Origin of the sequence: Pseudobutyrivibrio sp. (assembly GCF_015057185.1) — a bacterium.
Taxonomy (GTDB): Bacteria; Bacillota; Clostridia; order Lachnospirales; family Lachnospiraceae; genus Pseudobutyrivibrio.
In genome coordinates this window covers 57,888-83,203 of sequence record NZ_SVEV01000011.1, presented here as the reverse complement: position 1 = coordinate 83,203, position 25,316 = coordinate 57,888, and the positions used below count along the sequence as shown (strand labels likewise).

The window sequence follows — 25,316 nt, the reverse complement described above, 5'->3', positions numbered from 1 at the left end:
GAAGTTGTTATTCTCTCCTAAGTTCTTTAATAAAGCTCGCACTAACAATTATCATCATTACAGCTAATATATCTGAAGCAATCAATTGCCCAATCGCAGCCGCTGGGATTGGCTTTAATGGCCATGGTTCAATAAAACTGGCAAGACATGCCCTAAACATCCAAACCACCGTAAGAAAGAAATAAAAATAAATTACTTCTCGATTTATTGCCAATGCTCTTTTTCCTAACACAATCAACATCGTGCTTAAACCGAACAGCAACAACGAAAAGCAATAGTTTGTATAATCAATCCCTACTATAAGATTTTCATATTGCATTGGAAGATAGTCATACCACTGAAACATCCATGGGACGAAGAAATGCCACACACCTACTAAAGCACTTATTAAAACTGTCATATAATATAGAATCTTTATTCCTTTTTTCAAAATGAGTCACCTCTGTAAATCCGAAGTTATCTTTGTCATTTATATAAAAATATAGGTATATTCATATCATTTAATCTGCATGATTATTTGAATTTATTTCATAATCTTCTTTCTTTGAATTTTTGATTCGGCGGACTAGCTCAAATACATTTCTTGAACCAATGACAATCCAGCATATAGTGCAGATTGTATTATTTTCAAAATAATACCTTGCAGCGACAAAAAATGATAAACAAATTAATACAACGTAACCTACTATCTTTAATAGTTCTTTCTTTTTCATCCTATTATCTCCATATATAACTTTAATTAGCAATATCACAATTATGCCGTAACACTATAAATAAAAAGTTAAAGAACTCGACAAATTTCGATTTGTTAATTTCACTGTCTTCAATTATACAGAATCCTCATCCAATAAGGAATGCACAATTCAAAACAATAACAAAAAGGACAGCTATCTCTTTCGAAATAACTGTCCTATGTAAAAAAAAACTAGGTATGACTACCAGTCTCTTTGAATTAACTCTATATCCAACAGATAGTATCATGTCCAAATTATAAATCTTCGGTTTTCTACCCCCGGAACTTTTATCGGAAAAACCGACAGAAGTCTCATCAAGCAACTCTACTTCGAATTGTCTTTCTCCACTACACTTAAATCCACGTAATCTTCTGGATTTCCACAACGTCGCAGATAGTCTTTACCGCCATCAACACATACTGCTCCACAAGAACATGATTTAAAATCATGTCTAGACACTGACTCTATAATATCTCCACATTTAAGACATTTTATACAGTTTTTAACAATTTTCATCCTACTTATCTCCCAAAAACATCTCTTCTGCAGTTTTACCTGGGTAAAACTCTCGCTCCTCTTCACGATCTGAATCTCGCAATTTAATAAAATGTTCATTCATCGATTTAAAAACTTTTTCAAGCAAATCCATACGCCCCTGTCGATATAACCCATCAACTAACGGCTGATAATCTGCATAAACTCGAATCATTTCACCATCATCATAAAATAATTCTATGTGAGTGTCCTTAAATAGATGATTTTCAACGACGTATTTATATACAATGTCTTTTGCATTTACCGTATCAATCCAATGATTAACTCCACACCATTTGACCCTTGAAAATACTTCTTCAGGAGGCTGATTTTTGTATGCATCATATTCATATGATACTCGATACCCAGCTTCGTTATAATCGTTTTCTTCCCCATAGTAGTAAAGATTTCCTTCATAATTGGGAGCTCCTACCATAGCATGTATTCCTTTTTTTCCTTCCCATATAAGTCCAAAGAAATCAGTCCATTCTACATAACTTAACTCAAATTGTTCAGCATCCCTCTCTATTGAATAAAAATCAGGTAACAAATCATTATTTGTACCATAAAAATCTTTACTTTTCCTTGCTCTAGTCTCCATATATCTTTCACTCTGTTCAATAGAATTCTTTAATGACCATCTCCATTTTTCTGGATAATATTTAATATAATCATCAACATATTCCCTTATTGTTTTTTCACTCATCAACCATCCTCCTCTTTATCGTCTAATATACTTTTAGGATATATTCTATACTAAACAAATACTACAGTTCGGTCAATACTAATAGTATAATTATCTATATTATTAATAAACGAGGTTGGTTTCATGAACGAAAACTACGGCGAACAAATTAAAAACTATCGCATAAATCTAGGAATGACACAAAATCAAGTCGCAAAAGAACTAGATGTAACACCAGGCTATATCAGTAATGTTGAAAACGGGCGTACTGCCATGTCCCTTAGACTTCTTATTTATTATTCAAAACTTATGGGAATTACTCTAGATGAACTTGTTGGTAATATCGAGCCAGACTACAAAAAAACATCAACCGATAACGCACTGTGGGCAGTGATTCAGACTCTAGATGATGAACAAAAAGAAAAACTTATAAAAACTATTAAACTATGGCAAGCTTAATACAACAAAAAAGAGCAGCTACCTCTTATTACAAAGTAGCTGCTTTACAATTAACTGTATAAAATATTAAAGACAAGTAACTGTCTCTGCGATTGGCTTTCTGTTTGAGTGGCTCTCTAATGGTCCAGCTCCCTCTGCTGCATATCCTAAATCCATAAGCATGAGTACTTCCTCATTTTTTGGAAGCCCAAGTGCCTCTGCAAGCTTGTCAGGATCAAAGTAATTAATCCAGCAACTATCAACGCCTTCATCAGCTGCTGCAAGAATCATGTGTGTTGCAACAATTGTTGCATCCTCTACACCTGAATCTCTCTTCTCACCTGGATAAGTGAATACATTATTCTTGTCAAAAGCTACAGCGATAACTGTCTTAGCACCATAGCGGCAAGGTGTTACAGTGTCAATCTTTGCAAGAGCCTCTTCTGACTGGATTACATAGATGTGTTGTTCCTGAAGATTCTTTGCTGTAGGAGCAAGTCTTCCTGCCTCAAGAATATTCTCAAGAGCAGCCTTGTCAACTGTTCTTCCATCATACTTCTTGCATGAGTATCTGTTTTTGATCACCTCTTTAAATTCCATTGCTTACCTCCTTCAAAACTTGACACAATTAACGTATCATTGGTTATACATTTTACGCAATATAATTGTATCATTTTTAATACCTTTTTCAAGAAGTTATAAATCTTGCATACCTATTCTCCTAGTAATAATCTGCTTTATTCCGATTTAATAAATGCTATAATTTAAACAACTAATCAAGGGAGGATACAGGGAGAATGAAATATTTATATCAAATAACGGATAGTAACGAGAGACGATACATTGAGCATTTTGTGTCTTCAGTTGAAGACACTGGAAAAGTAATTTGTTGGCTATTCAGATTTCTTGTCATAATTCCTATTATGCTTTTTAAGATTTCCATAGAGCAATTTATAAATGTTGCCCAGGGCGAAGCATCAGCCACAGACTTATTTATAGCACTAGTGCTATTTCTGTTTGGATTATTTTTCGCTTATGCATCTTACTTTTTGGGCTTCAAAAACCCAATCGAAGAGAAAAAATTTATCGATAGAGTAAAAAATGGTCAACTGTGTATCCAAAAAGTTCAAATTTTGAATACACAGATGACCACTAATACGAAGGCTAATATGCTGTCCTATTATGTTACATCCTATGCTGACCATAAAGGGCAAATAAATAACGGTTCTTTTTTACGTGCATACAACTACTCCAATCGTAATATGTACCAGTATGGTATTTACTACTACGACATGGTAAAGCCAAATACACATAAAGGAATCATCCCTTTGTATCACGCTCAGTAGTCAGGAGAATATCCTGAGCCTCACATAATATCTATTTATTCCTCTTCGTCGTCAATTTCTTCTACAAGGTCCTCCACGTCATAAAGCTGACCTTCAACCTTCTCTGTGTAGATATGTCCATCAAGATGATCAATCTCATGTAAAAGAGCTCTCGCCATAAGCCCTTCACCCTCTACGATGATTTCGTTCATATTTTCATCAAGAGCCTTAACCTTTGCGTAATTAGGTCTAGTAACTAAGCCTGTTTTTCCAGGAACTGAAAGACATCCCTCATTTCCTGTCTGCTCTCCAGAAGTCTCTAATACCTCTGGATTAATGAGAGTTACTGGGCCCTCTCCAACGTCAATAACGCAAATACGTCTAAGTACTCCAACCTGAGGAGCAGCAAGACCTACGCCGTCTGCATCATACATTGTGTCATACATATCCTCAATAAGAGTCTTTAATCTTGGTGTTAAAAGCTTTACTGGCTTGCATACTTTAAGAAGTACGTCATCCTTGCCCCATTCTCTAATTTCTAATAATGCCATTTCTAACCTCTTTCTATAATGTGTTTATCGGATCAAAATCGAACCATGTACTGGTATTTCGATACTGTTTCTGCTCCAATAAAAACTTATCTATTTCGTCTTTAACCCTTACTAGTTTATCATAATCGTCATCCTTAATATAGATAACTCTTCGATAAACGTCCTTTAGTTTGCCATAGTAAGCATCCTCTGGTCCCATTATAACAATTTCTGGCTCAACATTCTTGATAAGTTTTGCCAATAAATCTGCCTGAGCCACAGCATCCTGCTGCTTTTCACAGCTGACCTGGATACCAAGGATGTGGGAGCATGGTGGATATGAAAGTAGATTTCTAAATCCAAATTCCTGACTGTAGAAAGAATCATAATCCTGAGCCGCTGCACTTACAACAGCATAATTATCCGGCTGATATGTCTGGATAACAGCAATTCCAGGTTCACTTCCTCTACCAGCTCTACCAACTGCCTGGGTCAAAAGTTGGAAGGTTCTTTCTCCACTATGGTAATCAGATTCGTTTAAAGAAATATCTGCAGCGATAATTCCTACCAAAGTAACATTTGCGAAGTCATGCCCCTTTACTATCATCTGAGTACCTATAAGCACATCCGCCTCATGGGCTGCAAATGCTGAAAGAATCTCTTCATGACCATTTTTACCTGATGTGGTATCAGCATCCATTCTAAGAACTCTAGCCTGCGGAAACATTTCCTTAACGATTTCCTCTAGGCGCTGGGTACCAGCCTTAAATGAGCCAATGTATTTGCTACCACAGCTTGGGCAAATCTTTGTAGCCCTAGTTGTAAAACCACAATAATGGCACTTCATAGTTCCATCTCTATGGAGATGTAAAGAAACATCGCAATGTGGACATTTCAATACGTGGCCACATTCTCTGCAGGAAACAAATCCCATTAAACCTCGCCTATTTAAAAACAACATAATCTGCTGCTTTTTAGCAAGTCTATCAGCCATCAGCTCTCTCAAGCGTCTGCTTATCATGGAACGATTTCCAGATTTCAGTTCTGCTCTAAGATCTACAATTTCACAACTGGCCATATCCTGACCCATTGCTCTATTGTGAAGGGTAATAAGCTGATATTCACCGGACCTGGCTCTGCTATATGCCTCAAGACTAGGTGTGGCTGAACCAAGAATTACAGAAGCATTAGCTAGTTTTGCTCTATACACTGCAGTTTCTCTGGCGTGATATCTCGGAATAACCTCTGACTTGTATGACGGCTCATGCTCTTCATCGATAATAATAAGTCCAAGATTTGAAAATGGTGTGAAAAGGGCTGAACGTGGTCCTACCATTATACTAATCTCTCCCGACTTTGCTCTCTCGAATTGATCAAATCTTTCTCCAGGAGACATACGACTATTCAAAATACTGACCTTGTCTCCAAAGCGAGTATAAAATCTCATAACCGTCTGGTATGTAAGAGCGATTTCTGGAATAAGAACAATAACCTGCTGTCCCATTGAAATCACATGCTCCATTACGTCCATGTAAACCTCAGTTTTACCAGAACCAGTAACGCCATGAATCAAATACGTCTTCCGGCGCCCCATATCAATGTTAGCTTTAATGGTCTCAGCTGCGGCTTCCTGCTCATCATTTAATGTGATGTGTTTTTTATTAGAATCCTCTTGTAAATGTGGATTTCTAAAGGTACGCACAGACTCGATGTGAATAATCCCCTTTTTCTCCAAATCTCTAATATTTGCAGAGGGAACCTGTAGCTTTTTAGTGGCTAATTCCCAGTCTAATACATCAACCTCAAGAAGCTGACGAAGAAGTCGTTCTTTACCAACAGCATGATTCTTTTTTGTAAGAAGTTCTGTCAGTTCGATTTTAGCCTGCTCTAAAGATACATTTAAGCTGATTTCCTTTTTAATTTTCTCATTTTCTTTACGCTTGATTGGAATTACAGTTTTAAGTGCTTGATTCATTGTAGAACCGTAATTACGTTTTAAAAATGCAGCCAAAGAAATAAGCTGAGACTCTATGGCGATACTGTCTTTGACGACTCGCGCAATAGGCTTCAGCTTGGTGACATCAAACTCAGGCTTGTCATGAAGGCCTACCACATATCCTGTGATAGCACGATTGCCCTGTCCAAATGGAATAACAACCTGAACACCCTCATAAATCTGATTTTCCAGCTCAGTTGGTACTATATATTCAAATGTTTTATCTAATCTCTCGTGAGATATATCAATAATGATATCTGCGTATTTCATGAAAAATATTTTAGCATAAACTATATCATTTTGAAACGAGTGTGATATAATTAAACGAATTATGTAATTAAGACATATAAATATGGGAGGATAACCAATGCGTCATCTAATGAGTCCTCTGGATTTCTCCAGAGAAGAACTAGAGCAGCTTATGGACCTAGCCACTGATATTAAGAATCATCCGGATTCCTATTCAGAAAAGTGCCACGGCAAAAAGCTTGCAACATGTTTTTACGAGCCTAGTACTCGTACAAGATTATCTTTTGAGGCTGCCATGCTTAATCTTGGCGGTTCAGTCCTTGGTTTCTCATCAGCTGATTCTTCTTCAGCAGCCAAAGGCGAAAGTGTTTCCGATACTATTCGTGTTATTTCTTCTTACGCAGATATTTGCGCTATGCGTCATCCTAAAGAAGGCGCTCCATTAGTCGCTTCTCAGCGATCTCTTATTCCCGTTATTAATGCAGGTGATGGTGGTCACCAACATCCAACTCAAACACTCACTGATTTATTTACCATTCGTAGTTTACGTGGTGAAATCAAAGACCTTACTATTGGACTTTGCGGTGATTTAAAATTTGGTCGTACTGTACACTCTCTTATCAATGCATTAGTACGTTATCCTGGTATTAAATTCGTACTTATTTCACCTGAGGAATTAAGAGTACCTGAATATATTCGCGAAGATGTATTGGACAAAAACGGATTTGAGTATAAAGAAGTTGATTCTCTTGATGATGTAATGTCAGAGCTTGATATTCTCTACATGACACGTGTTCAAAGAGAACGTTTCTTCAACGAGGAGGATTATATCCGATTAAAGGATTTCTTCATCCTTACTCCTGACAAAATGAGATTAGCAAAACAGGACATGATGGTACTACATCCATTACCACGAGTTAATGAAATCTCTGTTGATGTAGACGATGATCCACGTGCCAGATATTTTGAACAGGCAAAAAACGGAGTTTACATTCGTATGGCTCTGATTTTAACCTTATTAGATTTAGTTTAAAGGAGGCTATATATGTTAAATATAAGTGGAATTCATCAGGGATTCGTTCTTGACCACATAAAAGCTGGTGAGTCTATGACAATATACAATGACTTACATTTAGCAAATCTAGGCTGTGATTGTACAATTGCTATGATTATGAATGCCAAGTCTAACAAAATGGGCCGCAAGGATATTATCAAAATCGAATGCCCTATTGAGAGCGTTGATTTAGATATTCTTGGATTCATTGATCACAATATCACATGCAATATTATCAAAGATGATGTAATAGTAGAAAAAAGACAACTGTCTCTCCCAAAAGAAATAAAGAATGTCATTTCTTGTAAGAATCCTCGTTGCATTAGCACTGTTGAGCAGGAATTAGACCAGATTTTCATTCTCACAGATGCCGAAAACGAAGTTTACAGATGCAAATATTGCGAAGAGAAATATACAGGAAGCAAGTAAAAAACAGGCTCAGTATTATCACAATACTGAGCCTATTATTTTATTGCATTTGATATGTAACGAAAGTCTGCTTACGTTTATTGATGCAACTAAGAACTGTTGGAACAGCACCTAGCGCTGAGAATGCATATGCTTGTAAAAGTCCAATAATTATACTGTCATAAGCATCAGCCATATCTACTAAATTCCAAAAATATACAAACACATCATAAACATCTCTGTGTATTTGATCTGCAATTGAAATACACCAATCTATTTTTACTCCTAGATAAGTCATAACTATCATAAAAATGCAGCTGACGAAAATACCTTTGGTGGAAATCTTCTTTCCTAATTGCTCATATCCTTTGATAGTACAGAATCCCATAATCACACCTGACACTGCAGCCACATACCCTAGCTGGCCAATGATAATCAGCGCAAGTACGCCAAGTAATGAACCTATAAACGCACCAAATACACCTGCAATAACATTCTCTTGGGTATTTGAATCACTAATCTCAGCCTGCTGAAGAGTCCTATTAATTCTGGTATAACAATCATCGCAAAGGAAGCTAACTCCACCACTGATATTGTATATTCCAATTTTACTCGTAGGCTGACCGCAGCACTCACATACATCATAATATCCATTTACTCTAAGACATTCTGTGACTCCTCGAGTTGCATTAATCAAATTTGAAATAATTTTATTCTTTGTTGCTCCGCAAATATTGAACATTATATTGTTGCCCTGGATACCTGCAGCTCTAATGCCCTCTACATTTTTCTTAATATATTTAAGGAAATCCTTTGGAGGAAGGATTCCATTCTGTCTTGCTGAAACATATAGGACATACACATTATTTTTCAATCCAATAGTAAGATGATAATTATTTACTACACCAATTAAAGTTTCTGTCCTTTCGTCAATAATCAATCCTGTTGCATCAGAAACTTCTTCAAAGATAACTTTAGTTGATTTATTCATAACATTAACCCTTTCCTCTAAAATCTGACATTATAATAATAGTTATTTATTTACTTGTCAATAGGTATTATATTAATACTTTAAAATAATTTTAAAATAATACTTTCCAGAGAAAAAACTATTAAATAAAAAAACATCTAGTACCTTTTCAAGTACTAGATGTTAAATAGTTAATTTAAATTTACTGTGCTGTTGCAGCTGCTGGAGCTGGGGCTGTTGCTACAACCATACCAGTCTCATCTGTCTGGTAAATTGTATCTCCAACCTGAACTACCTGGTTAACAACAAGCTTTCCATCTAAACCAAAGAGGAAGTTACCTGCGCCAATCTTTACAGCCTGACCAGCAACTAACTTACCGTCAGTGCCTGCATAGTAAACACCATCAGTTGCCTGGATAAGACCTGTTGCCATTACACCATCAGCTCCGAAGTAGTATACTCCGTCTCCAATTGTCTGCATTCCTGTCTGCATCTTGCCATCTGCTCCGAAGTAATATGTTGCACCATTTACATTAACAACACCTACCTGCATCTGACCGAGCTCGTTGAAGTAATATACTGAACCATCTATTGCAGCAAGACCTGTTGTTCTGTGAGCATCAGCTGCATCTAAGTAGTATGTTCCAGTAGGATCTGTCCACCAGCCCTTGTAAAGCTTTCCACCATCGTTTGGATTGAATAAGTATGTAACACCGTCAACATCAACCCATCCTGTCTGGAGATAACCCTGCTCATTAAAGAAGTACATATCCTGTCCGATAACGCTAAGACCTGTAAGCATATGTCCATCTGTTGTATCTAAGTAACGAGTTCCAACTGCTGGATCTGTCCACCAGCCTGTGTAAAGCTTACCATTCTCAGCTGGGTTAAATAAGAATGTAAATCCATCAAGCTCTAACCAACCAGTCTGTAACTGTGCTGCCTCGTTGAAGTAGTAAACTCCATCCTCGATTGCGTTAAGTCCAGTAACGGCATTTGCTGCGCCTGGTGTGAAGTAATATGTACCAGTCTCATCAGCAAACCATCCCTGAGTAACAATACCTGTAGCTGGGTCTGTATGGTATTTAACACCTGCTATATCAACCCAACCAAACTGTCTACGATAGTTATTAAAGAAGAATACGTTGCCTGCGCCTAAATCAAGAAGACCTGCCTGTGGAATGAATGCTGTATAATCCTTTGCAGCAACGTTCATATCTACTCTTCCATTAACACCTGCTACAGCTCCGCTTGAAGAGTACTGCCAAATTGCCCAACCTGCAATATCGTTATGATCTGAGTACTGAGCAATCCACTTATCATAAGCAAATGCTGATGTGAAGTGTGATTTATAGAAGTTTGCGTATGTGTAAAGGATTGGTGTGTAACCTGCCTGAGAAATAATGCTGCAGAATGTATTAGCCATTGCTGTACATGTGTTAGCATCTAATCCCTTCTGAACACTATCCTCAATATCAAAAGCAATTGGGAAATTAATATTGTATGGCTCAATCCACTGAAGGACTAACTCAGCCTCAGCAGCAGCCTGCTCTACTGAAGTAGCATATGAGTAAATATATACACCTGTACGAATACCAGCAGCCTGAGCTCCCTGAACATTAGCAGCAAAATATGGATCAATACCACTATTTGTACTACCAACCTTAATGAATGCGTATGAAACGCCTGATGCAGCAACAGCAGCCCAATTGATTGATCCCTGCCATTTAGATACATCGATACCTTGACTACCTGCTGCATTTGCTGTTAATGACACTGAGAATGTCATAACCACCGCTATTGCAAATGCGGTAAGTCTTTTGAAAATGCTTGTCTTTAATTTTCCCACGACAAAACCTCCTAAGATTTAACTTTTCTTTCTATATATAGTATAGGTTAAAATGTAGTTAAGGAAAACCACATTTTTATTTTGTTTCTACATCTGATGACGTACAACCTTGTACTCGTCACCGTTCACAAAGTATGGACACTCGCTGTAATGACCTGTGACAAGTCGCACATAATCATCCTCATCCATATCCATTTCGCAATAATACTGCTCATCTTCCTCGTCCCATACGAAGTTGTTACAGTACTCACATGCTGTCTGCCCTTTTACTTTAGAAGCCATCTGATTAATCCTCCAACTAAAACTGCAAACAATATAGCCATAAGCATTATTGCATATTGAATCTGTTCATGTTCCTTACCCCATCTGGTCTTACAAATGAAAATATATATAAACAATCCAGATACAATTGCTGCAACATTAATTAGCATATTAACAGTATCCATTTTAAGCTGTTACTCCTATATATGCACCTAAACCAAGTGAACAAAGAACGCCAATGATACATCCAGCAAGTGCAACACCGCAAATAACTGCAAGAATTGATGACTTAAAATCCATATCAAGAATTGATGCTGCTAGAGTACCAGTCCAAGCTCCAGTTCCAGGAAGTGGAATTCCTACAAAAAGCATTAATGCAACGAATAAACCGCGACCTGCCTTTTCCTTGAGCTTCTGTCCTCCCTTTTCACCCTTCTCGAGGCAGAAAGTGAAGAAACCACCAATAACCGGCTTGTCCTTGCCCCAAATCAAAACCTTGCGAGCAAAGAAATAAATGATAGGTACTGGAAGCATATTGCCAATTGCAATCAAAATGTAGGCTGTCAACAAATTGAAATCTGGATTAGCAGCCTTGACCACATAAGCTACCGGAATGGCGCCTCTTAATTCTATAAGGGGTACCATTGAAATCAAAAACACATAGAAATAACTATTCATTTATAAAATCTCCTTTAATACTTGGATGAATGTCTCCATCTCTTCTTTTGTGCCAATGGAAATACGCAAATAATTTGCTATTCTCTCAGGCTTTTTGAAGTGGCGCACATAAATGCCTCGCTTTTTAAGCTCTTCAAATATATTAACTGCATCAGCAGTAGCATGCTTTGCAAAAATGAAATTGCTTTTTGAATCTGGGAAAGTAAATCCAAGTTTCTTTAGTTCAAGCTTTGTCCATTCTCTAGTAGAAATAACATCCTCTACTCTAGCTCTGAAATACTCATCATCCTCTATTGATGCAACTCCTGCTGCAAGAGTGATAGTATCCATAGTATATGAGTTGAATGAGAATTTGCAGTCTGATAAATACTTTATCAACTCAGGTGAGCCAATTGCATAACCAATACGGTTTCCAGCCATGGCTCTAGATTTAGAGAAGGTGCGGACAACCAACACATTGTCATACTTCTCAGTAAGACCTACGCAGCTCTCACTACCAAAATCCACATAAGCCTCATCAATAATCACGACACACTCAGGGTGAGATGCCACAAGCTTCTCAAAGAACTCTACAGGTTCTGCAACACCTGTTGGCGCGTTTGGATTTGGAATAACAATTCCGCCACATTGCTTTTCGTAGTCTGAAGCATCAATTTTGAAATCAGAATCTAGAGGCTTCTGTTCAAATAGAATCCTGAATAATTCTGCCCACACATCATAAAAAGAATATGTGATATCTGGGAAAAATACAGGTCTGTCGGAATTAAAAAATGTGAGAAAGCTCATTGCCAACACATCATCTGAACCGACTCCAACAAATACTCTTTCTTTATCCACACCATGATAATTTGCAATGGCTGATATCAACACATCACAAGCAGGGTCTGGATATTTTCTGAGTGCATCCAAATTAACACTTGAAATAGCTTTACCCACCAAAGGACTTGGTGGGTATGGATTTTCATTGGTGTTAAGCTTAATAACTTTAGCTTTTGGCTGCTCTCCAGGTGTATAAGGTACTACTCTTCGAACATTGTCCTTCCAATTTGTCATTATTATCCCTCATGAAAAAAGCTAGTTGTTTATATTACTGTGTTACTGAATAATCTGGTGTGACCTCTGTTGTACCATCTGTTGTACCATCTGTGGTACCTTCTGTAGTTCCATCAGTAGTCTCTGGTGTAGCTATTCCGGCCTGCTCCTTTAACATCTGAAGCTGAAGCTCTGCATTAACAAGATCCTGATAGTTTGTAACCTGAGCCTTTTGCTCGTCTGAAAGTGCATCGTACTGAATTCTAGCAGAAACAATCTGTGTCTCAGATTCAAGTGTTACTGTCTCAATCTCTGCGATAAGCTGTGAAACCTTAATCTGTGGATTAAGAATCAAATAATTTTCTTGCTCTGTATCGCCAGTATAGAATACGAGAACTGGCCAACCAGCCTCAACTACATCATAAATCTCAGCTGCCTTAGATTTAGGTAAGTTTACACAACCGTGGCTACCGCTAGTTTTGTAAATAGATCCGCCAAAGCTAGAACGCCATGTTGCATCATGTAATCCCTCACCCATATTGAATGGCATCCAGTAAGCTACATGTGATTCATAATTGTCACCACGTAATGTAGCATCCTTTTGCTTATATGCTATTGGGTAAACGCCTGTATGTGTACCGTGATTTGCTGAAATATTTCCAGAAACACAATCAGATTCAACTACAAGCTCCCCATCCTTATAAACATATACATGCTGTTCTGAAAGATTAACCTCTACATAAGAGTTACCATAATCATGCTCGCCATGACTTGTTCCTCTGTAAAGATATGTGAAATCTCTAGTAACATCCTCACCAGCTGTTAAGTCAGCGATGATTTGATCAATTTCACCATCATAGGCTATCTTCCATCCAAATGAACCACATGGAACAGAAATAGTCTCGCCTGAGGTAGTTGTAAATTCTTTGGCTTTGCCGTAGGTGTTATATTTGTCACCCATAGAGTTTACATACTCACCAATAGCATCTCTGTTAAATGAAACATTGAAATCATCGTCCCAAGTAAACCATCCAGCCTTTGTCTCTGTAGGAATCTCCTCAGTATAACCTTCACCTAAATCGTAGTGAATAGCTGTGGTCATATAATTATTGAGAGTTTCAACTGCTTTGTTAATGTCATCATCAGTGGCTAAAACATCTGGTTTGTTGTAGCATGTACCGTCTGAAATATTAATAACAGTTTTAAGGTTCTCAACGGCATCGATGATTGCTTCCTCAACGCCCTCCTGGTCAATTCTGTCACCGTAAACTTCATCTACGATAACGAACTCAGAACCATCAAACTCAATATAAGCATCCTCAGATTCCTTTGATGATTTGTGATTGCTAAAATCAAGACTAGCTGCAACTGCTGTAACCTTTGCAGAATCATATGAGTTGCCAGTTGCTGTGTAGTACTCAGCAGGAACAAAAAGTCTACCTACCCAGTTAAATCCTGTCTGAGTATCAAGAATGTCCTGAACCTGACTAACATCATAGTTAACTCCAACGCCCAAATCACCAGAGCTAACCTCATTAACCACATTCCCTTCATCATCAACAAATGAAATAGTGTAATGATCGGCACTGTTAATAATTTTGTCATAAGTGCCTTCTGCTGACTTAAAGGAAGCCCCAACACCATTTACTGTACTGCGAATATAGAAATGGTTTCTAAAGAAAAGGCTACCTGCAAGATAAACTAATAATAAAACACCGACAATAATGCCTCCCTTTAATAAGGCATCACGGCTAATAAAAATTTCATGAGATTTATTCTTTTTTTTGTTACTCATTTTATTTTTCCTTTTACATAATACATAGATACTCCGTAGATTAGTTTACAGGAAAAATCAGCATAAAATCTTCTAAACTTTTATAAAAAACCTACTATTAATTTGACGCAATCGATAGAAAATTGACTGACTAATTTCTCCTGAAGCTTTTAAGCTCATCTAAAGTGAACTCATATGCTTCATTACAGAACTGACATTTAACCTCAACAGGCTTTCCATCTGCGATAATATCATCCATATCTTCTTTACCTAAAGAAGCAAGGCTCTTGATTACTCGTTCTCTTGAGCAATCACATTTATAGCATGCAGGATATGTTTCCATTATCTGAACATCAAGTCCTGCAAGAACAGTTTCAAGCATTTCTTCTGGTGTCTTTCCACTAGAAAGCATATCTGTAACAGAAGGAAGAGTCTTAAGATTCTCCTCAATTTGAGCAATAACTTCTTCTGGTGTGAAAGGCATAAGCTGGACAATGAAGCCACCAGCTACATTTACAGTGTTGTCTTTGTTCATAAGAACACCAAGACCAACTGTTGATGGAATCTGTTCAGACACAGCGTAATAATATGTCAAATCCTCTGCTATCTCACCAGTCTGGAGCTCAACAGTTCCAACATATGGCTCTTTAAGTCCCATATCCTTGATTACTCGCATAATACCAAGGTCGATTGCTCCACCTACATCAAGCTTGCCATTCTTAGGTGGCAAATCTACTACAGCTACATTTGGAAATCCCTTTACCTCGCCCTTGCTGTTAGAAGTAACTGTAATTCCCTTCATTGGACCAGTGCCCTGGATTTGAAGAGTAACCAAATCATCCTCTCCCTTTAGCATAACTCCCATCATAGAACCTGCTGAAAGCATTCTACCAAGGGCCGCTGTTACGATTGGGGATGTATTGTGACGAGTTCTGGCCTCTTCAACCATCTCTCTACTAGTAATAGCAAATGCTCTAATTGCATCATTTGCCGCTGTTGCTCTAACTATATAGTCGCTCATTTAATTACCTCTCTTGCTATAAAATATAATCTATCACTGTTTATTGTAGGCTCTGACATTGTTGCCACATCTAATATATCTAAAAGCTCAAGTCCACTTGAAACTATCGCTTCTTTTATCTCGTCAATTTTGAAGGCATGTTGGAGATGCTCTTCATCATATCTATCGAAGGTCCCCTCTTCATTTTCCTCATAAATCGTTAAATAATAAGCATTGTCTCTAGTTTCAGAATCATATTCATTTTCCCATATGAAGCTGCCCTCGTCTCTATTTTCCGCAATGGTGCTAGTGCCAACGCTTTCAAAATAATGTTCAGTTTTAACATCAAAAATAAATAACCCCTTTGGGTCTAAATAATTATTTGCAAGCTTGCATACCTGCAACAATTCATCTGTATCTCTCAGATAATTCATGCTATCACATACACTGACAATCGCACCTACTGTACCATAGAGCTCAAAGTCACGCATGTCCTGACATAGATAAAGGATTCCCTCGGAATCCTCACTTCCCATAGCCTCCATTAGCATGTCATAAGATAAATCTATGCCAATCATATCGTACCCAAATGATTTGAGGCGGCGAGTCATCTGACCTGTACCACAGCCCAAATCACATACGATTTCCATGGGCATATTATATTTTTCAAATAAATTCTTTATATTCACAGCCCACGCGTCATAAGGTATATTATCCATATACCTATCATACACTGCTGCAAAGCCTGTATAAGCTTCCATCTGCTAAACCCTCTTAGATAAAAAGCCAGTTATCTTTCTAATAATATCAAAATCGTTTTGAATTTCTTCGACCTTTAGTCTGTTTTCCTCAGAGAATCCCACCAGAATATCATGGTTGGCCTCTGCAAGGTAATCCATAATACCATCAATATCACTCTTTATGTTCTTTGGGCACTTGATGTAATGTCTCTTGCCTGCAGTAATGTAGAGTGTATAAGTGATGGAAAAATGATGCCATAAAAATTTGTGCATAGTCGAATACTTGTAAATCCAAATTATAGCATCAATGGGAACTATAGCAACACCATAGCTACTAGTTTCTATAAAATAATGCTCTGTAATGAACATATCCTCAGTCGCCAACTGTGGTAGGGTGGCAAGCTCTTCTTCTGCCTCGGCCAATATCTCTGATGGTTTGCCGTATGCTCTAGTTTTTTGAACAGGCAATGAAAGCACTGGGAAGGCTATGTACAAAGAGAAAACAATTATACATCCAACGCTATAAAAACCAAAGAGCCAGAAAAAGAATTCAAATGCTTCTGAGGAAAATCCTGTGGCATCTGGCTCAGATATTGTATATGTAGAAACAGTGGAAAGAATTCCATCTTCATTCCAATTTAAATCATTTGCCAAATTAGTAAGTAAAGTTCTAGCAGCATGAGAATCGTAAATAATTTTGCCCTTTACAGTAAGCTCCTCTATTGTAGGAGACCCCTGTTCACAGGTATCAGGATCCAGCAGCACAACAACACACTCAGAGTTAATCATTGTGTAATAATAGTAGCCTCTGGTCTGGTCTAGCCATTTGTTGGTATATCCAGTAAAGTACAAATTCTTTAATTGGAATTTTGCATAGGTCTCCTTTGAATTATACAGTTCATATAAACTAACGTTTTCTTCGCTGTATGTTCTAGGAGCTAGCATGTGACCAATTGGAAACACAAAAATTAATACCAACTCAATAACTAAAAATATGATAGGAGCAAAAAGCCTATTTTTGTAATATGTCTTAATCGACCTTGTAATTAAATGCTCCAGTGAATCCATATTCTCTCCCACTAATTAACGATGAGACTCAAGCCAATTATAAATATCTTCAAAGACCTGTTCCCTATCTATTTCATGTAAAATCTCGTGTCTATCCCCTGGATATAGTTTTAGGGTAACATCCTTCATGCCTGCTTTTATGTACATATCTGCTGCAGCTTTTGTACCCACTCCCATATTGCCAACTGGGTCTGCATCTCCAGAAACAAAAAACATTGGTAAGCTCTTTCTCATATTAGTAACACAATCCTTTGAGCAAGCACATCCCAGAGCCTCAACAAGTCCCTTGTAGGCATTAAGGGAAAAGGTGAAGGTACAATATTTATCGTGATAATATTTTTCTACATCCTTAATGTTTTTGGATAACCATGAATTAGCATAATCCTTGCCGTAGCAATCATATTGCTTGTATGGGGCACTATAGGTAATGTCACGAACCATTGTGCTTCGATAGTTTTTGCCTTTGAATAAAGACATTAGCTTTACAACAAAAAGTCCACCCTTGTAAGTAATAGGTTTTTCTTGGCCTGTACCCATAATTACCGCACCAGTCAAATCATCTAAGTACACAGTTTTCGTAGACAAAAACTGTCTAAGTACATAAGATCCCATTGAATGTCCTAAAATAAAGTAAGGAATGTTAGGATACTTCTTTTTTGTGAGCGTGTAGTGAGTATAAACATCCTCTACCATTATGTCAGCAGGATGTGCACCTACCATTATTCCTAATTCCTCATCGCTAGCTACAGAGTGACCGTGTCCAATATGATCATGGCCAACTACCACATAACCTTTTTCGGCAATATATGTAGCAAATTCATCATATCTTTCTATATATTCAACCATTCCGTGCACTAATTGCAAAACGGCTTTGGGTTCTGAATCAGGAAGCCATTTTATGCAGTGAATAGTTGACTGTCCATCTTTAGAGTTAAAATTATAAAATTCTTTCTGCACCATAATAACACCATTTCTCCAATTTTGTTTTTTACATAATCATATTTGATTTTATATGATTTATGGGACACATTCAATAAATGAACCAACGGCTATTTAAAATTCTCAATCATAATCTGTAGAGAACGATTTCCTCTAAATTCATTGATAGAAGGTTCGTAAACAATATCCATTTTCACATTGTTTTCAATACCAGAGAACACCCGCTGTAGTTGTTCTGCTCCATATTTTGCTTCGATTGCTGTTTCAAACTCTTCTACACCTCTAAACATAAGCCCTGTCATTGGCTGACCATTTTCTTTAAGGACTGTAAGTCTAAGGAATTTACCATCTTTTCCCATGTGAGTTGCATTCTTTATAGGAATATTTTTCAAAGCAAACAAAGGCTTGGTGTTTCCTGTACCAAATGGCGCTAGCATATCGATGCTTTCCACCAGCCCTTCCGTCACATAAGAAAGAGGCATGTCACAATCTATCTTTATTATTTCCTGCATGTCATCTTCTGTGAGAGTACAGTTGTCATTTAAACGCTGACGGAGCTCATCTATTTTCTCACTTGGTAAAGAAAGACCGGCAGCCATTGGGTGTCCACCGAATTTTGTAAAGATATCCTTTACCGCCGATAGCTCCTCAAACATGTTATATGCCGGAATAGAACGTCCACTGCCCTTAGCTCCCTCTTCTGCATCAGTTATGACAATTACTGGCTTGTTGTAAATCTCTCTAATTCTTCCTGCTACAATTCCCGCTAAGCTCTCATGAAGCTCAGGAATATAAACAACAAGAACTCGTTGCTTCTTGAGCCCACTAGTCTCAATCATCTCTTTTGCTTTATCCAACCCAATTTGAGTCATGTTTTTTCTCTGAGAATTTAATTCTACAAGCTCATTTGCCATTGCCAGGGCTTTTGCAGAATCTTCTTCAAACAAAAGCTCAATTGCCTTGGAGGCAGTGTCTAGTCTGCCACTAGCATTAAGGCATGGACCAATTACAAATCCTAAATGATAACAGTTTAAAGGTTTTCCTTTTAATTCTGTTCTAGCCAACAATGCACTAAGCCCAATATTGTCTGTAGCCTCGATTGCCTTTATTCCATGATAAACTGTGGCACGATTTTCACCCTTGAGCTCCATTACATCACATACAGTAGCTATGCTTGCATACTGCAAATACTTGTCAGCCATTTCTTTTTCCAGGCCAACATATTCAAATAGAACATCAACAAGCTTCCATGCAACCTGAGCTCCACAGATACCCTTGAAGGGATACTGACAATCATTTCTTTTTGGATCCACAACCGCATCGGCATTTGGCAAATTTTGAATTGTTTGCATTCCATCCTCAGAAACCTCAAAAGGCACCTCATGATGGTCTGTAACAACAAAAGTCATGCCAAGCTCTTTAGCCAAATCTACAGCAGGTCCTGCTGCAATACCATTGTCGCAGGTAATAATGAATCTAACGCCCTCATCAAAAGCATTCTGTACCATATCCGGATTGATACCATATCCATCAACCATTCTATGTGGCACAGCATAATCCACATCGCCACCAACTTCTCTGATAGCGCTAGTAAGAATATAGGTTGACATAATACCATCAACATCATAGTCACCTACTACACGAATTTTGACTCCTTCGTCAATTGCATCCATAAGAAGGCCACAGGCTTCTTCCATGTTGGCAAATAAATGAGGATCAGGAAGATTATTCAATGTAGGATGTAAATATTCTTCCATTTCTTCATATGTAGTTAGTCCACGATTTACCATAAGGCGTATAATTACCGGATCAACTCCAAGCCTTTTGCTAAGTCCTGCATAATCTGCTGACTTACGTTGTAAAATCCATTTACTCATAACAATTCTCCGTTAAAAAAATAACCTCCCCCTCTCGGGGAAGGTTAAAATATACTATCTGGAAAGCAAGGCCCATGCAAATTGCCTTCGGCAATGGGCCTGCTGTGGCAGAGGGGCAACTCCCATAAATGGGGCCCTCCCCTCTGCTTTTTATGCGAGAGCGGCTGTTATAATAGCCATTGAGTATACTTCCTGTGCATTGCATCCACGAGAAAGATCATTAATTGGTGCGTTAAGTCCAAGAAGGATTGGGCCGTAAGCATCAAATCCACCAAGGCGCTGTGCAATCTTGTAACCAATGTTACCAGCATTGATATCTGGGAAGATGAATGTATTTGCATGTCCAGCTACTGTAGAGCCTGGGCACTTTGTCTTTGCAACACGTGGAGATACTGCAGCATCAAACTGAAGCTCGCCTTCGATTTCAAGGTTAGGATACTTTTCCTTTGCCTTTGCTGTAGCTTCACGCATCTTGTCAACATCCTCACCCTTTCCAGAGCCAAGTGTTGAGTAAGAAAGCATAGCAATCTTTGGATCAATACCAAAAATCTTAGCACATTCAGCTGTTTCACCAGCGATTTCAGCGATCTCATCAGCGTTTGGCTTGATGTTGATAGCGCAATCACCCATAGCAAGAACTTCTCTATCACCTGTAGCTGAGTTACGAACCATGATGAAGCAAGAAGATACAATGCTGTTGCCTGGCTTTGTCTTGATAACCTGAAGTGCTGGACGAACAGTATCAGCTGTTGAGTATGTAGCACCACCAAGAAGTGCATCAGCAACGCCCATCTTTACAAGCATAGTACCGAAGTAGTTAGCTGAAGAACATGTAGCCTTTGCCTGCTCCATTGTAACGCCCTTAGACTTTCTAAGTTCGCAGAAGAGCTCGCACATCTCGTCAAATCTATCGTAGTTCTCTGGATCAATGATAACTGCTCCGCGGATGTTAAAACCTGCATCCTCAGCAGCTGCCTTAACCTCTTCTTCCTTACCAATGAGAATTGGCTGAAGGAAATCAGAACCTAAAAGACGGCTAGAAGCCTCGATAATACGTGGGTCTGTACCCTCTGTGAAAACGATTTTCTTTGGATCCTTTTTAAGGATGTCAATTAATGCACCAAATCCTGCCATTTTTAATTTCCTCTTTTCTTTCTTTAAATAAAACTAAAATAGTATTGTTAGTTATATAAAACCAAATGTTATTTTACTACTTTTTTATGAAAAAAAAGTGGTTTTAAGCATTGTTTTTGATTTTGTACTTTTTTGTATTTTCGTTAATATTTTGTCAATTATTTCTCGCTAATATAACCATTTTCATCCACCGCAACATTGTCTGAAATGCTCTCCATATAGCTATACCCAGTGGAGTCAATAGCGGTGCAGGCATTAGTTGCTGTAATCGGCACTATGCGGTAGCTGATTGCATCATTTTCATCAATGGAGAACTCAACTGCACCACCGCAGCCTGATTTGATTGATTGGTTAAATATAAAATTGCCAAGACTATAAAAAATAGGCTTGCCATTGTAATACTCTATTGGCTGCAAACAATGGCTATGCATTCCGATTACTGCATCTGCCCCAGCATCTATCATTTTATGACCATCATTAACCTGATAATCTTCTAATTCGGTGGTATGCTCTACTCCCCAGTGCACCATAACAAACAGATAGTCAACCTGACTATCGGCCTCAGAAATGGCATTTAACAAATCTGTCTCGTCGTAGAAGCAGAATTCACCTGGCTGAGAATTTACAACATTCCAGCTGCCAACCGGGATAACATGGCTAGCTGCCAAGAAGCCATATGTACGGCCAGCATCATCTGTTTTTATGATAAGTTTGCTAGCTTCCTCTAGGCTATTACCTGCTCCTGTATATTCAATGCCAGCATCAGACAAAGTAGTAAATGTATCTGTAAGAGCATCCTGACCATAATCCAAAACATGATTGTTAGCAAGACCTGCTATATCTACACCCATATCTGTAAGTAGCTGAGCATAGCTTGGATTAACTCTGAAGGTATACTGCTTATCAGGAGCCTGCTGTCCTCTAGTGGAAAAGCAAAACTCATTATTAATCATGGCGATATCAGCGTCATTCAAAAGGCTATTAACCTCTGGGCTAACAACTCCACCAACTCCAGATGCATCATAATTAGCCTGAACATATTCACTAATTTCCACATCACCTGTAAAAACAATATTTGTGGTCATGTCTGCCGGTTCTTCCTCGGCTGTTACGTCCACTTGTTTATCTTCTGTTGTAGCCTCGGTCGTCTCCTCGGTGCTCTCTTGGACCTCATCCTCACCTATTAGCCATGCCAGATTTTCATGTATGTTATGTTCCTTTGCAAACTCTCTAGCCTGAGCATTAAATGGTCCATCCTCAGCAAATGCATACCATGCTACTGCTGCCACCAAAACCAATATAGCAATTGTTTTAAATAACGTTGCAATAAACTTTTTCATAATTATCTAAACTTATTCATAGTTGGATCATAGTGATAATCAATGCTTGCAAGCTTTGCAATTATCTCATCTCCATCTACTTCATTATCCTCCACCAATGCTTCAAAACTACTGTAATAATCACGTAATGCTGTATTTACCGCTGAAAGTAGCATTACAGGGTCCTTTGGGAATTTCATTTCTTACCGCCTATCTATTAATCAATTTACAGTTGTTATGATAACATTTATCCCCACATATATCAAAAGCCCAAGTCTAATGACCTGGGCTTTGTATTATGAATCTACAGTACGTCGTTGCGCTTAATATAAGCTGGTGTAACTGATTCAGACACTATTTTATTTATTTTCTTAACCTTTACCCATTTATCAATAACGGCATTTTCGATGTATGTTCCTTCTCCAATATCCGCGTACGATAAAATAATAGAGTTCCTAACAACTGCACCTTTGCCGATGTGGACATTACGACCGATAATCGAATTCTCAACAGTACCCTCAATCAAGCCTGCATTACAAATCATAGAATTAGTAACCTTTGCTCCATGATAATATTGAGTAGGACAAGCATCAGTTGTCTTTGTATAGAATGGCCACTCTGCTTTGAAGAAATCCATTGCAGTAGCATAATCAAGCAACTCCATATTTGCACGATAATAATCATCTAGGCTAGTGATTGCTGCAAAATATCCTTTATGCTGATATCCTCTTACATCCATTTCCTTGCAAGCAATTCCAATCATATCTGCCAGTGAGTATGCTGATGAATCTCTCTTTGCCTTATTAATCAAGTAAATAAATACTTCCTTGGACATTACATATGTGTCCATGCTAATATTTCTATCTTTTGCAGTGCCCATATTTCTCTGAACACTCTCTACACCCTTTTGTTTATTAAGAGTAACAATATTGCAGCCACGATAGTATTCCTTTGCCTGATCAACCTTATGATAAAGCAATGTAATATCAGCACCACTGTCCACGTGAGTATCAAGCAGCAATTGAAAATCTTGTTTGTACACCATATAGCTTGGTGCAATCACCACATAATCCTGAGGCATACGCTCAATTTGTTCGATATTCTCCAAATATGCATTAATATCAGTATTATAAATTGAACTATGTCCATTATTCTGGGTAAACATCATTTGGATGCTACCACGCTTAGAATTAATATTGTAATGACGTCCAGAGCCAATATGCTCAACTATGGAACGTGGTCTACTATTTAGATAAACGTGAATCCTATCCATTCCGCTATTGCTAAAGTTCGAAATCGGAAAATCGATAACTCTAAATCTTCCTAAGAAGGAAAATGCGCCTATAGGTCTATAATCATGAAGACCTTCAACTCGTATATTATTAGCCGCAGAATTAATTACGCCAAAAGCCTTATTTGCCATACTAATCCTCCCCCTTTACATTCTTTGACACGAGAAGGATTTCCTCGCTCTTTTTATCACCAACCTTTGCATTTTTGCCAATGCGAACATTGGCTGCAACAATTGCTCTAGTAACCGTAGCTCCTTCTAACACAGTAGCTCCCGGCATCAAAACAGAATCGATTACCTTTGCACCTGGTGCGATTTTACAATTAGTAAATACAACAGATCTAGAAACTTCTCCACCAACTGCTGCGCCCTGATTAATATAAGCACAATCAATTTTTGCAGATGAAGCGATATACTGTGGCACAATACCACTATCCTCTGTATAAATCTTCCAAGAAGTATCATCCAAATTTAGCTCATTATCTCCATCTAGAAGGTCCATATTTGCCTCCCAGAGAGAATCAATTGTTCCTACATCCTTCCAATATCCTGAGAACTCATAAGCATAGAGCTTCTTTTTCTCATCCAACATAATCGGAATGATATCATTACCAAAGTCATGTGAAGAATCAGGATTCTTCATATCTTCGATAAGCATCTTTCTCATTGTCTTCCAATTGAAAATATAGATACCCATAGATGCAAGATTACTCTTTGGCTTTTCTGGTTTTTCTTCGAATTCGATAATTCGGCGAGTATCGTCTGTATTCATAATTCCAAAACGACTAGCCTCTTTCATCGGTACACTACGAACTGCAATAGTAGCGTCAGCACCATTTTCTTTATGGAAGCTGAGCATCTTATCATAATTCATTTTGTAAATATGATCGCCTGATAAAACAAGCAAATATTCCGGATCATAGGAATCAATAAAATCGATATTCTGAGAAATTGCATCCGCTGTTCCGCGGTAGACATCTAGACCTGAGTCAGCCTTCTCTCTAGGTGTAAGAACAAAGACACCACTGTCTTTGGTATCAAGACCCCAACGACCACCTGCTGCAACATAACTGTTAAGCAGTACAGATTCATACTGTGTAAGCACTCCCACTATATCAATGCCCGAATTGGCGCAATTACTTAACGGAAAATCAATTATTCGATACTTTCCTCCATAGTAAACTGCTGGCTTAGCCACCTTACTAGTTAGCTCATGTAGACGACTTCCTCGCCCACCAGCCAGAATCATAGCTAGCATGTTAGTTTGAGCCATAAACATCCCTCCCTTTTACATAAATAAATACCTATTTTCATTCTAAATGTTCTACTTAAAAACCGCAACGAAACAAAATACTTTCTGCGACACTTCTGCTATAATGTCAACGTAAACGTTTTAGATTAATAGACATTTTGTGCAAAATGGAAATAAAT

The 25,316-nt window shown here is 38.0% G+C and carries 28 protein-coding genes; 4 read left to right on the top strand and 24 right to left on the bottom strand.

Annotation, left to right across the window (positions count from 1 at the left end; translation table 11 throughout):
* Window positions 1-7 precede the first annotated feature (7 nt).
* The 4 genes from E7276_RS06160 to E7276_RS06145 all read right to left on the bottom strand — a co-directional run bounded on the left by E7276_RS06160 (window position 8) and on the right by E7276_RS06145 (window position 1,974).
* Complete coding sequence (locus E7276_RS06160) at window positions 8-430, bottom strand: hypothetical protein (RefSeq protein ID WP_294215056.1); 423 nt, start codon at window positions 428-430, stop codon at window positions 8-10.
* Window positions 431-500: 70 nt separating this feature from the next.
* A complete protein-coding gene (locus tag E7276_RS06155; protein ID WP_294215053.1) occupies window positions 501-713 on the bottom strand; it encodes a hypothetical protein in 213 nt (70 codons plus the stop codon).
* 345 nt (window positions 714-1,058) lie between these two features.
* Window positions 1,059-1,250: a DUF7695 domain-containing protein gene (locus tag E7276_RS06150; protein WP_294215050.1), complete on the bottom strand. Its 192-nt coding sequence runs from the start codon at window positions 1,248-1,250 to the stop codon at window positions 1,059-1,061.
* Between the two features lies 1 nt (window position 1,251).
* A complete protein-coding gene (locus E7276_RS06145) occupies window positions 1,252-1,974 on the bottom strand; it encodes a hypothetical protein (RefSeq protein ID WP_294215048.1) in 723 nt (240 codons plus the stop codon).
* Between the two features lie 123 nt (window positions 1,975-2,097).
* Here E7276_RS06145 and E7276_RS06140 point away from each other — a divergent pair, with 123 nt between their 5' ends.
* Complete coding sequence (locus E7276_RS06140; protein ID WP_294215045.1) at window positions 2,098-2,412, top strand: helix-turn-helix transcriptional regulator; 315 nt, start codon at window positions 2,098-2,100, stop codon at window positions 2,410-2,412.
* Between the two features lie 66 nt (window positions 2,413-2,478).
* Here the strand turns inward: E7276_RS06140 and E7276_RS06135 are convergent, their stop codons facing one another.
* The gene (locus E7276_RS06135; RefSeq protein ID WP_294215042.1) at window positions 2,479-2,991 is read right to left on the bottom strand and encodes a nitroreductase family protein; all 513 of its coding nucleotides are present in this window, start codon (window positions 2,989-2,991) and stop codon (window positions 2,479-2,481) included.
* A 197-nt stretch (window positions 2,992-3,188) separates the two neighbouring features.
* Between E7276_RS06135 and E7276_RS06130 the strand changes: the two genes are divergently transcribed.
* Complete coding sequence (locus tag E7276_RS06130; RefSeq protein WP_294215040.1) at window positions 3,189-3,737, top strand: hypothetical protein; 549 nt, start codon at window positions 3,189-3,191, stop codon at window positions 3,735-3,737.
* Between the two features lie 35 nt (window positions 3,738-3,772).
* Here E7276_RS06130 and def read toward each other — a convergent pair whose 3' ends face one another.
* Both def and priA read right to left on the bottom strand, forming a co-directional pair.
* Window positions 3,773-4,267 carry a peptide deformylase gene (def, locus tag E7276_RS06125; RefSeq protein WP_294215038.1) on the bottom strand — a complete coding sequence of 165 codons (495 nt, stop codon included), beginning with the start codon at window positions 4,265-4,267 and terminating at the stop codon, window positions 3,773-3,775.
* Between the two features lie 13 nt (window positions 4,268-4,280).
* Entirely contained in the window at window positions 4,281-6,512 is a 2,232-nt protein-coding gene (priA, locus tag E7276_RS06120; RefSeq protein WP_294215035.1) for a replication restart helicase PriA, read from the bottom strand.
* Window positions 6,513-6,609: 97 nt separating this feature from the next.
* Between priA and pyrB the strand changes: the two genes are divergently transcribed.
* Both pyrB and E7276_RS06110 read left to right on the top strand, forming a co-directional pair.
* Window positions 6,610-7,524: an aspartate carbamoyltransferase gene (gene pyrB, locus E7276_RS06115; protein WP_294215033.1), complete on the top strand. Its 915-nt coding sequence runs from the start codon at window positions 6,610-6,612 to the stop codon at window positions 7,522-7,524.
* Between the two features lie 12 nt (window positions 7,525-7,536).
* The gene (locus tag E7276_RS06110; protein WP_294215030.1) at window positions 7,537-7,974 is read left to right on the top strand and encodes an aspartate carbamoyltransferase regulatory subunit; all 438 of its coding nucleotides are present in this window, start codon (window positions 7,537-7,539) and stop codon (window positions 7,972-7,974) included.
* A 40-nt stretch (window positions 7,975-8,014) separates the two neighbouring features.
* Here E7276_RS06110 and E7276_RS06105 read toward each other — a convergent pair whose 3' ends face one another.
* The 17 genes from E7276_RS06105 to E7276_RS06025 form a co-directional block, all read right to left on the bottom strand.
* The gene (locus tag E7276_RS06105) at window positions 8,015-8,944 is read right to left on the bottom strand and encodes a hypothetical protein (protein WP_294215029.1); all 930 of its coding nucleotides are present in this window, start codon (window positions 8,942-8,944) and stop codon (window positions 8,015-8,017) included.
* Window positions 8,945-9,125: 181 nt separating this feature from the next.
* Window positions 9,126-10,772 carry a GH25 family lysozyme gene (locus tag E7276_RS06100; RefSeq protein ID WP_294215027.1) on the bottom strand — a complete coding sequence of 549 codons (1,647 nt, stop codon included), beginning with the start codon at window positions 10,770-10,772 and terminating at the stop codon, window positions 9,126-9,128.
* A gap of 87 nt (window positions 10,773-10,859) precedes the next feature.
* Complete coding sequence (locus E7276_RS06095; protein WP_294215025.1) at window positions 10,860-11,054, bottom strand: DUF6472 family protein; 195 nt, start codon at window positions 11,052-11,054, stop codon at window positions 10,860-10,862.
* Window positions 11,039-11,218, bottom strand: a complete 180-nt coding sequence (locus E7276_RS06090) for a hypothetical protein (protein ID WP_294215022.1) — start codon at window positions 11,216-11,218, stop codon at window positions 11,039-11,041. Before E7276_RS06090 ends, E7276_RS06095 begins: the two co-directional genes overlap by 16 nt.
* A 1-nt stretch (window position 11,219) precedes the next feature.
* On the bottom strand, window positions 11,220-11,711 hold the full coding sequence (locus E7276_RS06085) for a COG2426 family protein (protein ID WP_294215020.1): 492 nt from the start codon (window positions 11,709-11,711) through the stop codon (window positions 11,220-11,222).
* Entirely contained in the window at window positions 11,712-12,764 is a 1,053-nt protein-coding gene (gene hisC / locus E7276_RS06080; RefSeq protein ID WP_294215017.1) for a histidinol-phosphate transaminase, read from the bottom strand.
* Between the two features lie 34 nt (window positions 12,765-12,798).
* The gene (locus tag E7276_RS06075) at window positions 12,799-14,538 is read right to left on the bottom strand and encodes a L,D-transpeptidase family protein (protein ID WP_294215015.1); all 1,740 of its coding nucleotides are present in this window, start codon (window positions 14,536-14,538) and stop codon (window positions 12,799-12,801) included.
* 130 nt (window positions 14,539-14,668) lie between these two features.
* Window positions 14,669-15,538, bottom strand: a complete 870-nt coding sequence (hslO, locus tag E7276_RS06070; RefSeq protein ID WP_294215012.1) for an Hsp33 family molecular chaperone HslO — start codon at window positions 15,536-15,538, stop codon at window positions 14,669-14,671.
* Window positions 15,535-16,278, bottom strand: coding sequence for a class I SAM-dependent DNA methyltransferase (locus tag E7276_RS06065; RefSeq protein ID WP_294215008.1), 744 nt, complete (start codon window positions 16,276-16,278; stop codon window positions 15,535-15,537). Before E7276_RS06065 ends, hslO begins: the two co-directional genes overlap by 4 nt.
* A 3-nt stretch (window positions 16,279-16,281) precedes the next feature.
* On the bottom strand, window positions 16,282-17,325 hold the full coding sequence (locus tag E7276_RS06060; protein ID WP_294215005.1) for a DUF6709 family protein: 1,044 nt from the start codon (window positions 17,323-17,325) through the stop codon (window positions 16,282-16,284).
* A gap of 15 nt (window positions 17,326-17,340) precedes the next feature.
* Window positions 17,341-18,285 (bottom strand): alpha/beta fold hydrolase, encoded by a 945-nt coding sequence (locus tag E7276_RS06055; RefSeq protein WP_294215002.1) that lies wholly within the window; start codon window positions 18,283-18,285, stop codon window positions 17,341-17,343.
* 89 nt (window positions 18,286-18,374) lie between these two features.
* A complete protein-coding gene (recJ, locus tag E7276_RS06050) occupies window positions 18,375-20,141 on the bottom strand; it encodes a single-stranded-DNA-specific exonuclease RecJ (protein WP_294215000.1) in 1,767 nt (588 codons plus the stop codon).
* Window positions 20,142-20,291: 150 nt separating this feature from the next.
* On the bottom strand, window positions 20,292-21,275 hold the full coding sequence (gene pta / locus E7276_RS06045) for a phosphate acetyltransferase (RefSeq protein ID WP_294214997.1): 984 nt from the start codon (window positions 21,273-21,275) through the stop codon (window positions 20,292-20,294).
* A gap of 158 nt (window positions 21,276-21,433) precedes the next feature.
* A complete protein-coding gene (locus tag E7276_RS06040) occupies window positions 21,434-22,615 on the bottom strand; it encodes a CapA family protein (protein WP_294214995.1) in 1,182 nt (393 codons plus the stop codon).
* Window positions 22,616-22,617: 2 nt separating this feature from the next.
* Window positions 22,618-22,794, bottom strand: coding sequence for a DUF4250 domain-containing protein (locus E7276_RS06035; protein WP_294214993.1), 177 nt, complete (start codon window positions 22,792-22,794; stop codon window positions 22,618-22,620).
* A gap of 104 nt (window positions 22,795-22,898) precedes the next feature.
* Entirely contained in the window at window positions 22,899-24,017 is a 1,119-nt protein-coding gene (glgD, locus tag E7276_RS06030) for a glucose-1-phosphate adenylyltransferase subunit GlgD (protein ID WP_294214990.1), read from the bottom strand.
* Window position 24,018: 1 nt separating this feature from the next.
* Window positions 24,019-25,158: a glucose-1-phosphate adenylyltransferase gene (locus tag E7276_RS06025; RefSeq protein WP_294214986.1), complete on the bottom strand. Its 1,140-nt coding sequence runs from the start codon at window positions 25,156-25,158 to the stop codon at window positions 24,019-24,021.
* Window positions 25,159-25,316: the final 158 nt, after the last annotated feature.

Bases quoted from the DNA above. Each gene is read 5' to 3' on its own strand.
- E7276_RS06155 (WP_294215053.1), bottom strand. From the start codon at position 713: ATGAAAAAGAAAGAACTATTAAAGATAGTAGGTTACGTTGTATTAATT.
- E7276_RS06150 (WP_294215050.1), bottom strand. From the start codon at position 1,250: ATGAAAATTGTTAAAAACTGTATAAAATGTCTTAAATGTGGAGATATT.
- E7276_RS06145 (WP_294215048.1), bottom strand. From the start codon at position 1,974: ATGAGTGAAAAAACAATAAGGGAATATGTTGATGATTATATTAAATAT.
- E7276_RS06140 (WP_294215045.1), top strand. From the start codon at position 2,098: ATGAACGAAAACTACGGCGAACAAATTAAAAACTATCGCATAAATCTA.
- E7276_RS06135 (WP_294215042.1), bottom strand. From the start codon at position 2,991: ATGGAATTTAAAGAGGTGATCAAAAACAGATACTCATGCAAGAAGTAT.
- E7276_RS06130 (WP_294215040.1), top strand. From the start codon at position 3,189: ATGAAATATTTATATCAAATAACGGATAGTAACGAGAGACGATACATT.
- def (WP_294215038.1), bottom strand. From the start codon at position 4,267: ATGGCATTATTAGAAATTAGAGAATGGGGCAAGGATGACGTACTTCTT.
- priA (WP_294215035.1), bottom strand. From the start codon at position 6,512: ATGAAATACGCAGATATCATTATTGATATATCTCACGAGAGATTAGAT.
- pyrB (WP_294215033.1), top strand. From the start codon at position 6,610: ATGCGTCATCTAATGAGTCCTCTGGATTTCTCCAGAGAAGAACTAGAG.
- E7276_RS06110 (WP_294215030.1), top strand. From the start codon at position 7,537: ATGTTAAATATAAGTGGAATTCATCAGGGATTCGTTCTTGACCACATA.
- E7276_RS06105 (WP_294215029.1), bottom strand. From the start codon at position 8,944: ATGAATAAATCAACTAAAGTTATCTTTGAAGAAGTTTCTGATGCAACA.
- E7276_RS06095 (WP_294215025.1), bottom strand. From the start codon at position 11,054: ATGGCTTCTAAAGTAAAAGGGCAGACAGCATGTGAGTACTGTAACAAC.
- E7276_RS06090 (WP_294215022.1), bottom strand. From the start codon at position 11,218: ATGGATACTGTTAATATGCTAATTAATGTTGCAGCAATTGTATCTGGA.
- E7276_RS06085 (WP_294215020.1), bottom strand. From the start codon at position 11,711: ATGAATAGTTATTTCTATGTGTTTTTGATTTCAATGGTACCCCTTATA.
- hisC (WP_294215017.1), bottom strand. From the start codon at position 12,764: ATGACAAATTGGAAGGACAATGTTCGAAGAGTAGTACCTTATACACCT.
- E7276_RS06075 (WP_294215015.1), bottom strand. From the start codon at position 14,538: ATGAGTAACAAAAAAAAGAATAAATCTCATGAAATTTTTATTAGCCGT.
- hslO (WP_294215012.1), bottom strand. From the start codon at position 15,538: ATGAGCGACTATATAGTTAGAGCAACAGCGGCAAATGATGCAATTAGA.
- E7276_RS06065 (WP_294215008.1), bottom strand. From the start codon at position 16,278: ATGGAAGCTTATACAGGCTTTGCAGCAGTGTATGATAGGTATATGGAT.
- E7276_RS06060 (WP_294215005.1), bottom strand. From the start codon at position 17,325: ATGGATTCACTGGAGCATTTAATTACAAGGTCGATTAAGACATATTAC.
- E7276_RS06055 (WP_294215002.1), bottom strand. From the start codon at position 18,285: ATGGTGCAGAAAGAATTTTATAATTTTAACTCTAAAGATGGACAGTCA.
- recJ (WP_294215000.1), bottom strand. From the start codon at position 20,141: ATGAGTAAATGGATTTTACAACGTAAGTCAGCAGATTATGCAGGACTT.
- pta (WP_294214997.1), bottom strand. From the start codon at position 21,275: ATGGCAGGATTTGGTGCATTAATTGACATCCTTAAAAAGGATCCAAAG.
- E7276_RS06040 (WP_294214995.1), bottom strand. From the start codon at position 22,615: ATGAAAAAGTTTATTGCAACGTTATTTAAAACAATTGCTATATTGGTT.
- E7276_RS06035 (WP_294214993.1), bottom strand. From the start codon at position 22,794: ATGAAATTCCCAAAGGACCCTGTAATGCTACTTTCAGCGGTAAATACA.
- glgD (WP_294214990.1), bottom strand. From the start codon at position 24,017: ATGGCAAATAAGGCTTTTGGCGTAATTAATTCTGCGGCTAATAATATA.
- E7276_RS06025 (WP_294214986.1), bottom strand. From the start codon at position 25,158: ATGGCTCAAACTAACATGCTAGCTATGATTCTGGCTGGTGGGCGAGGA.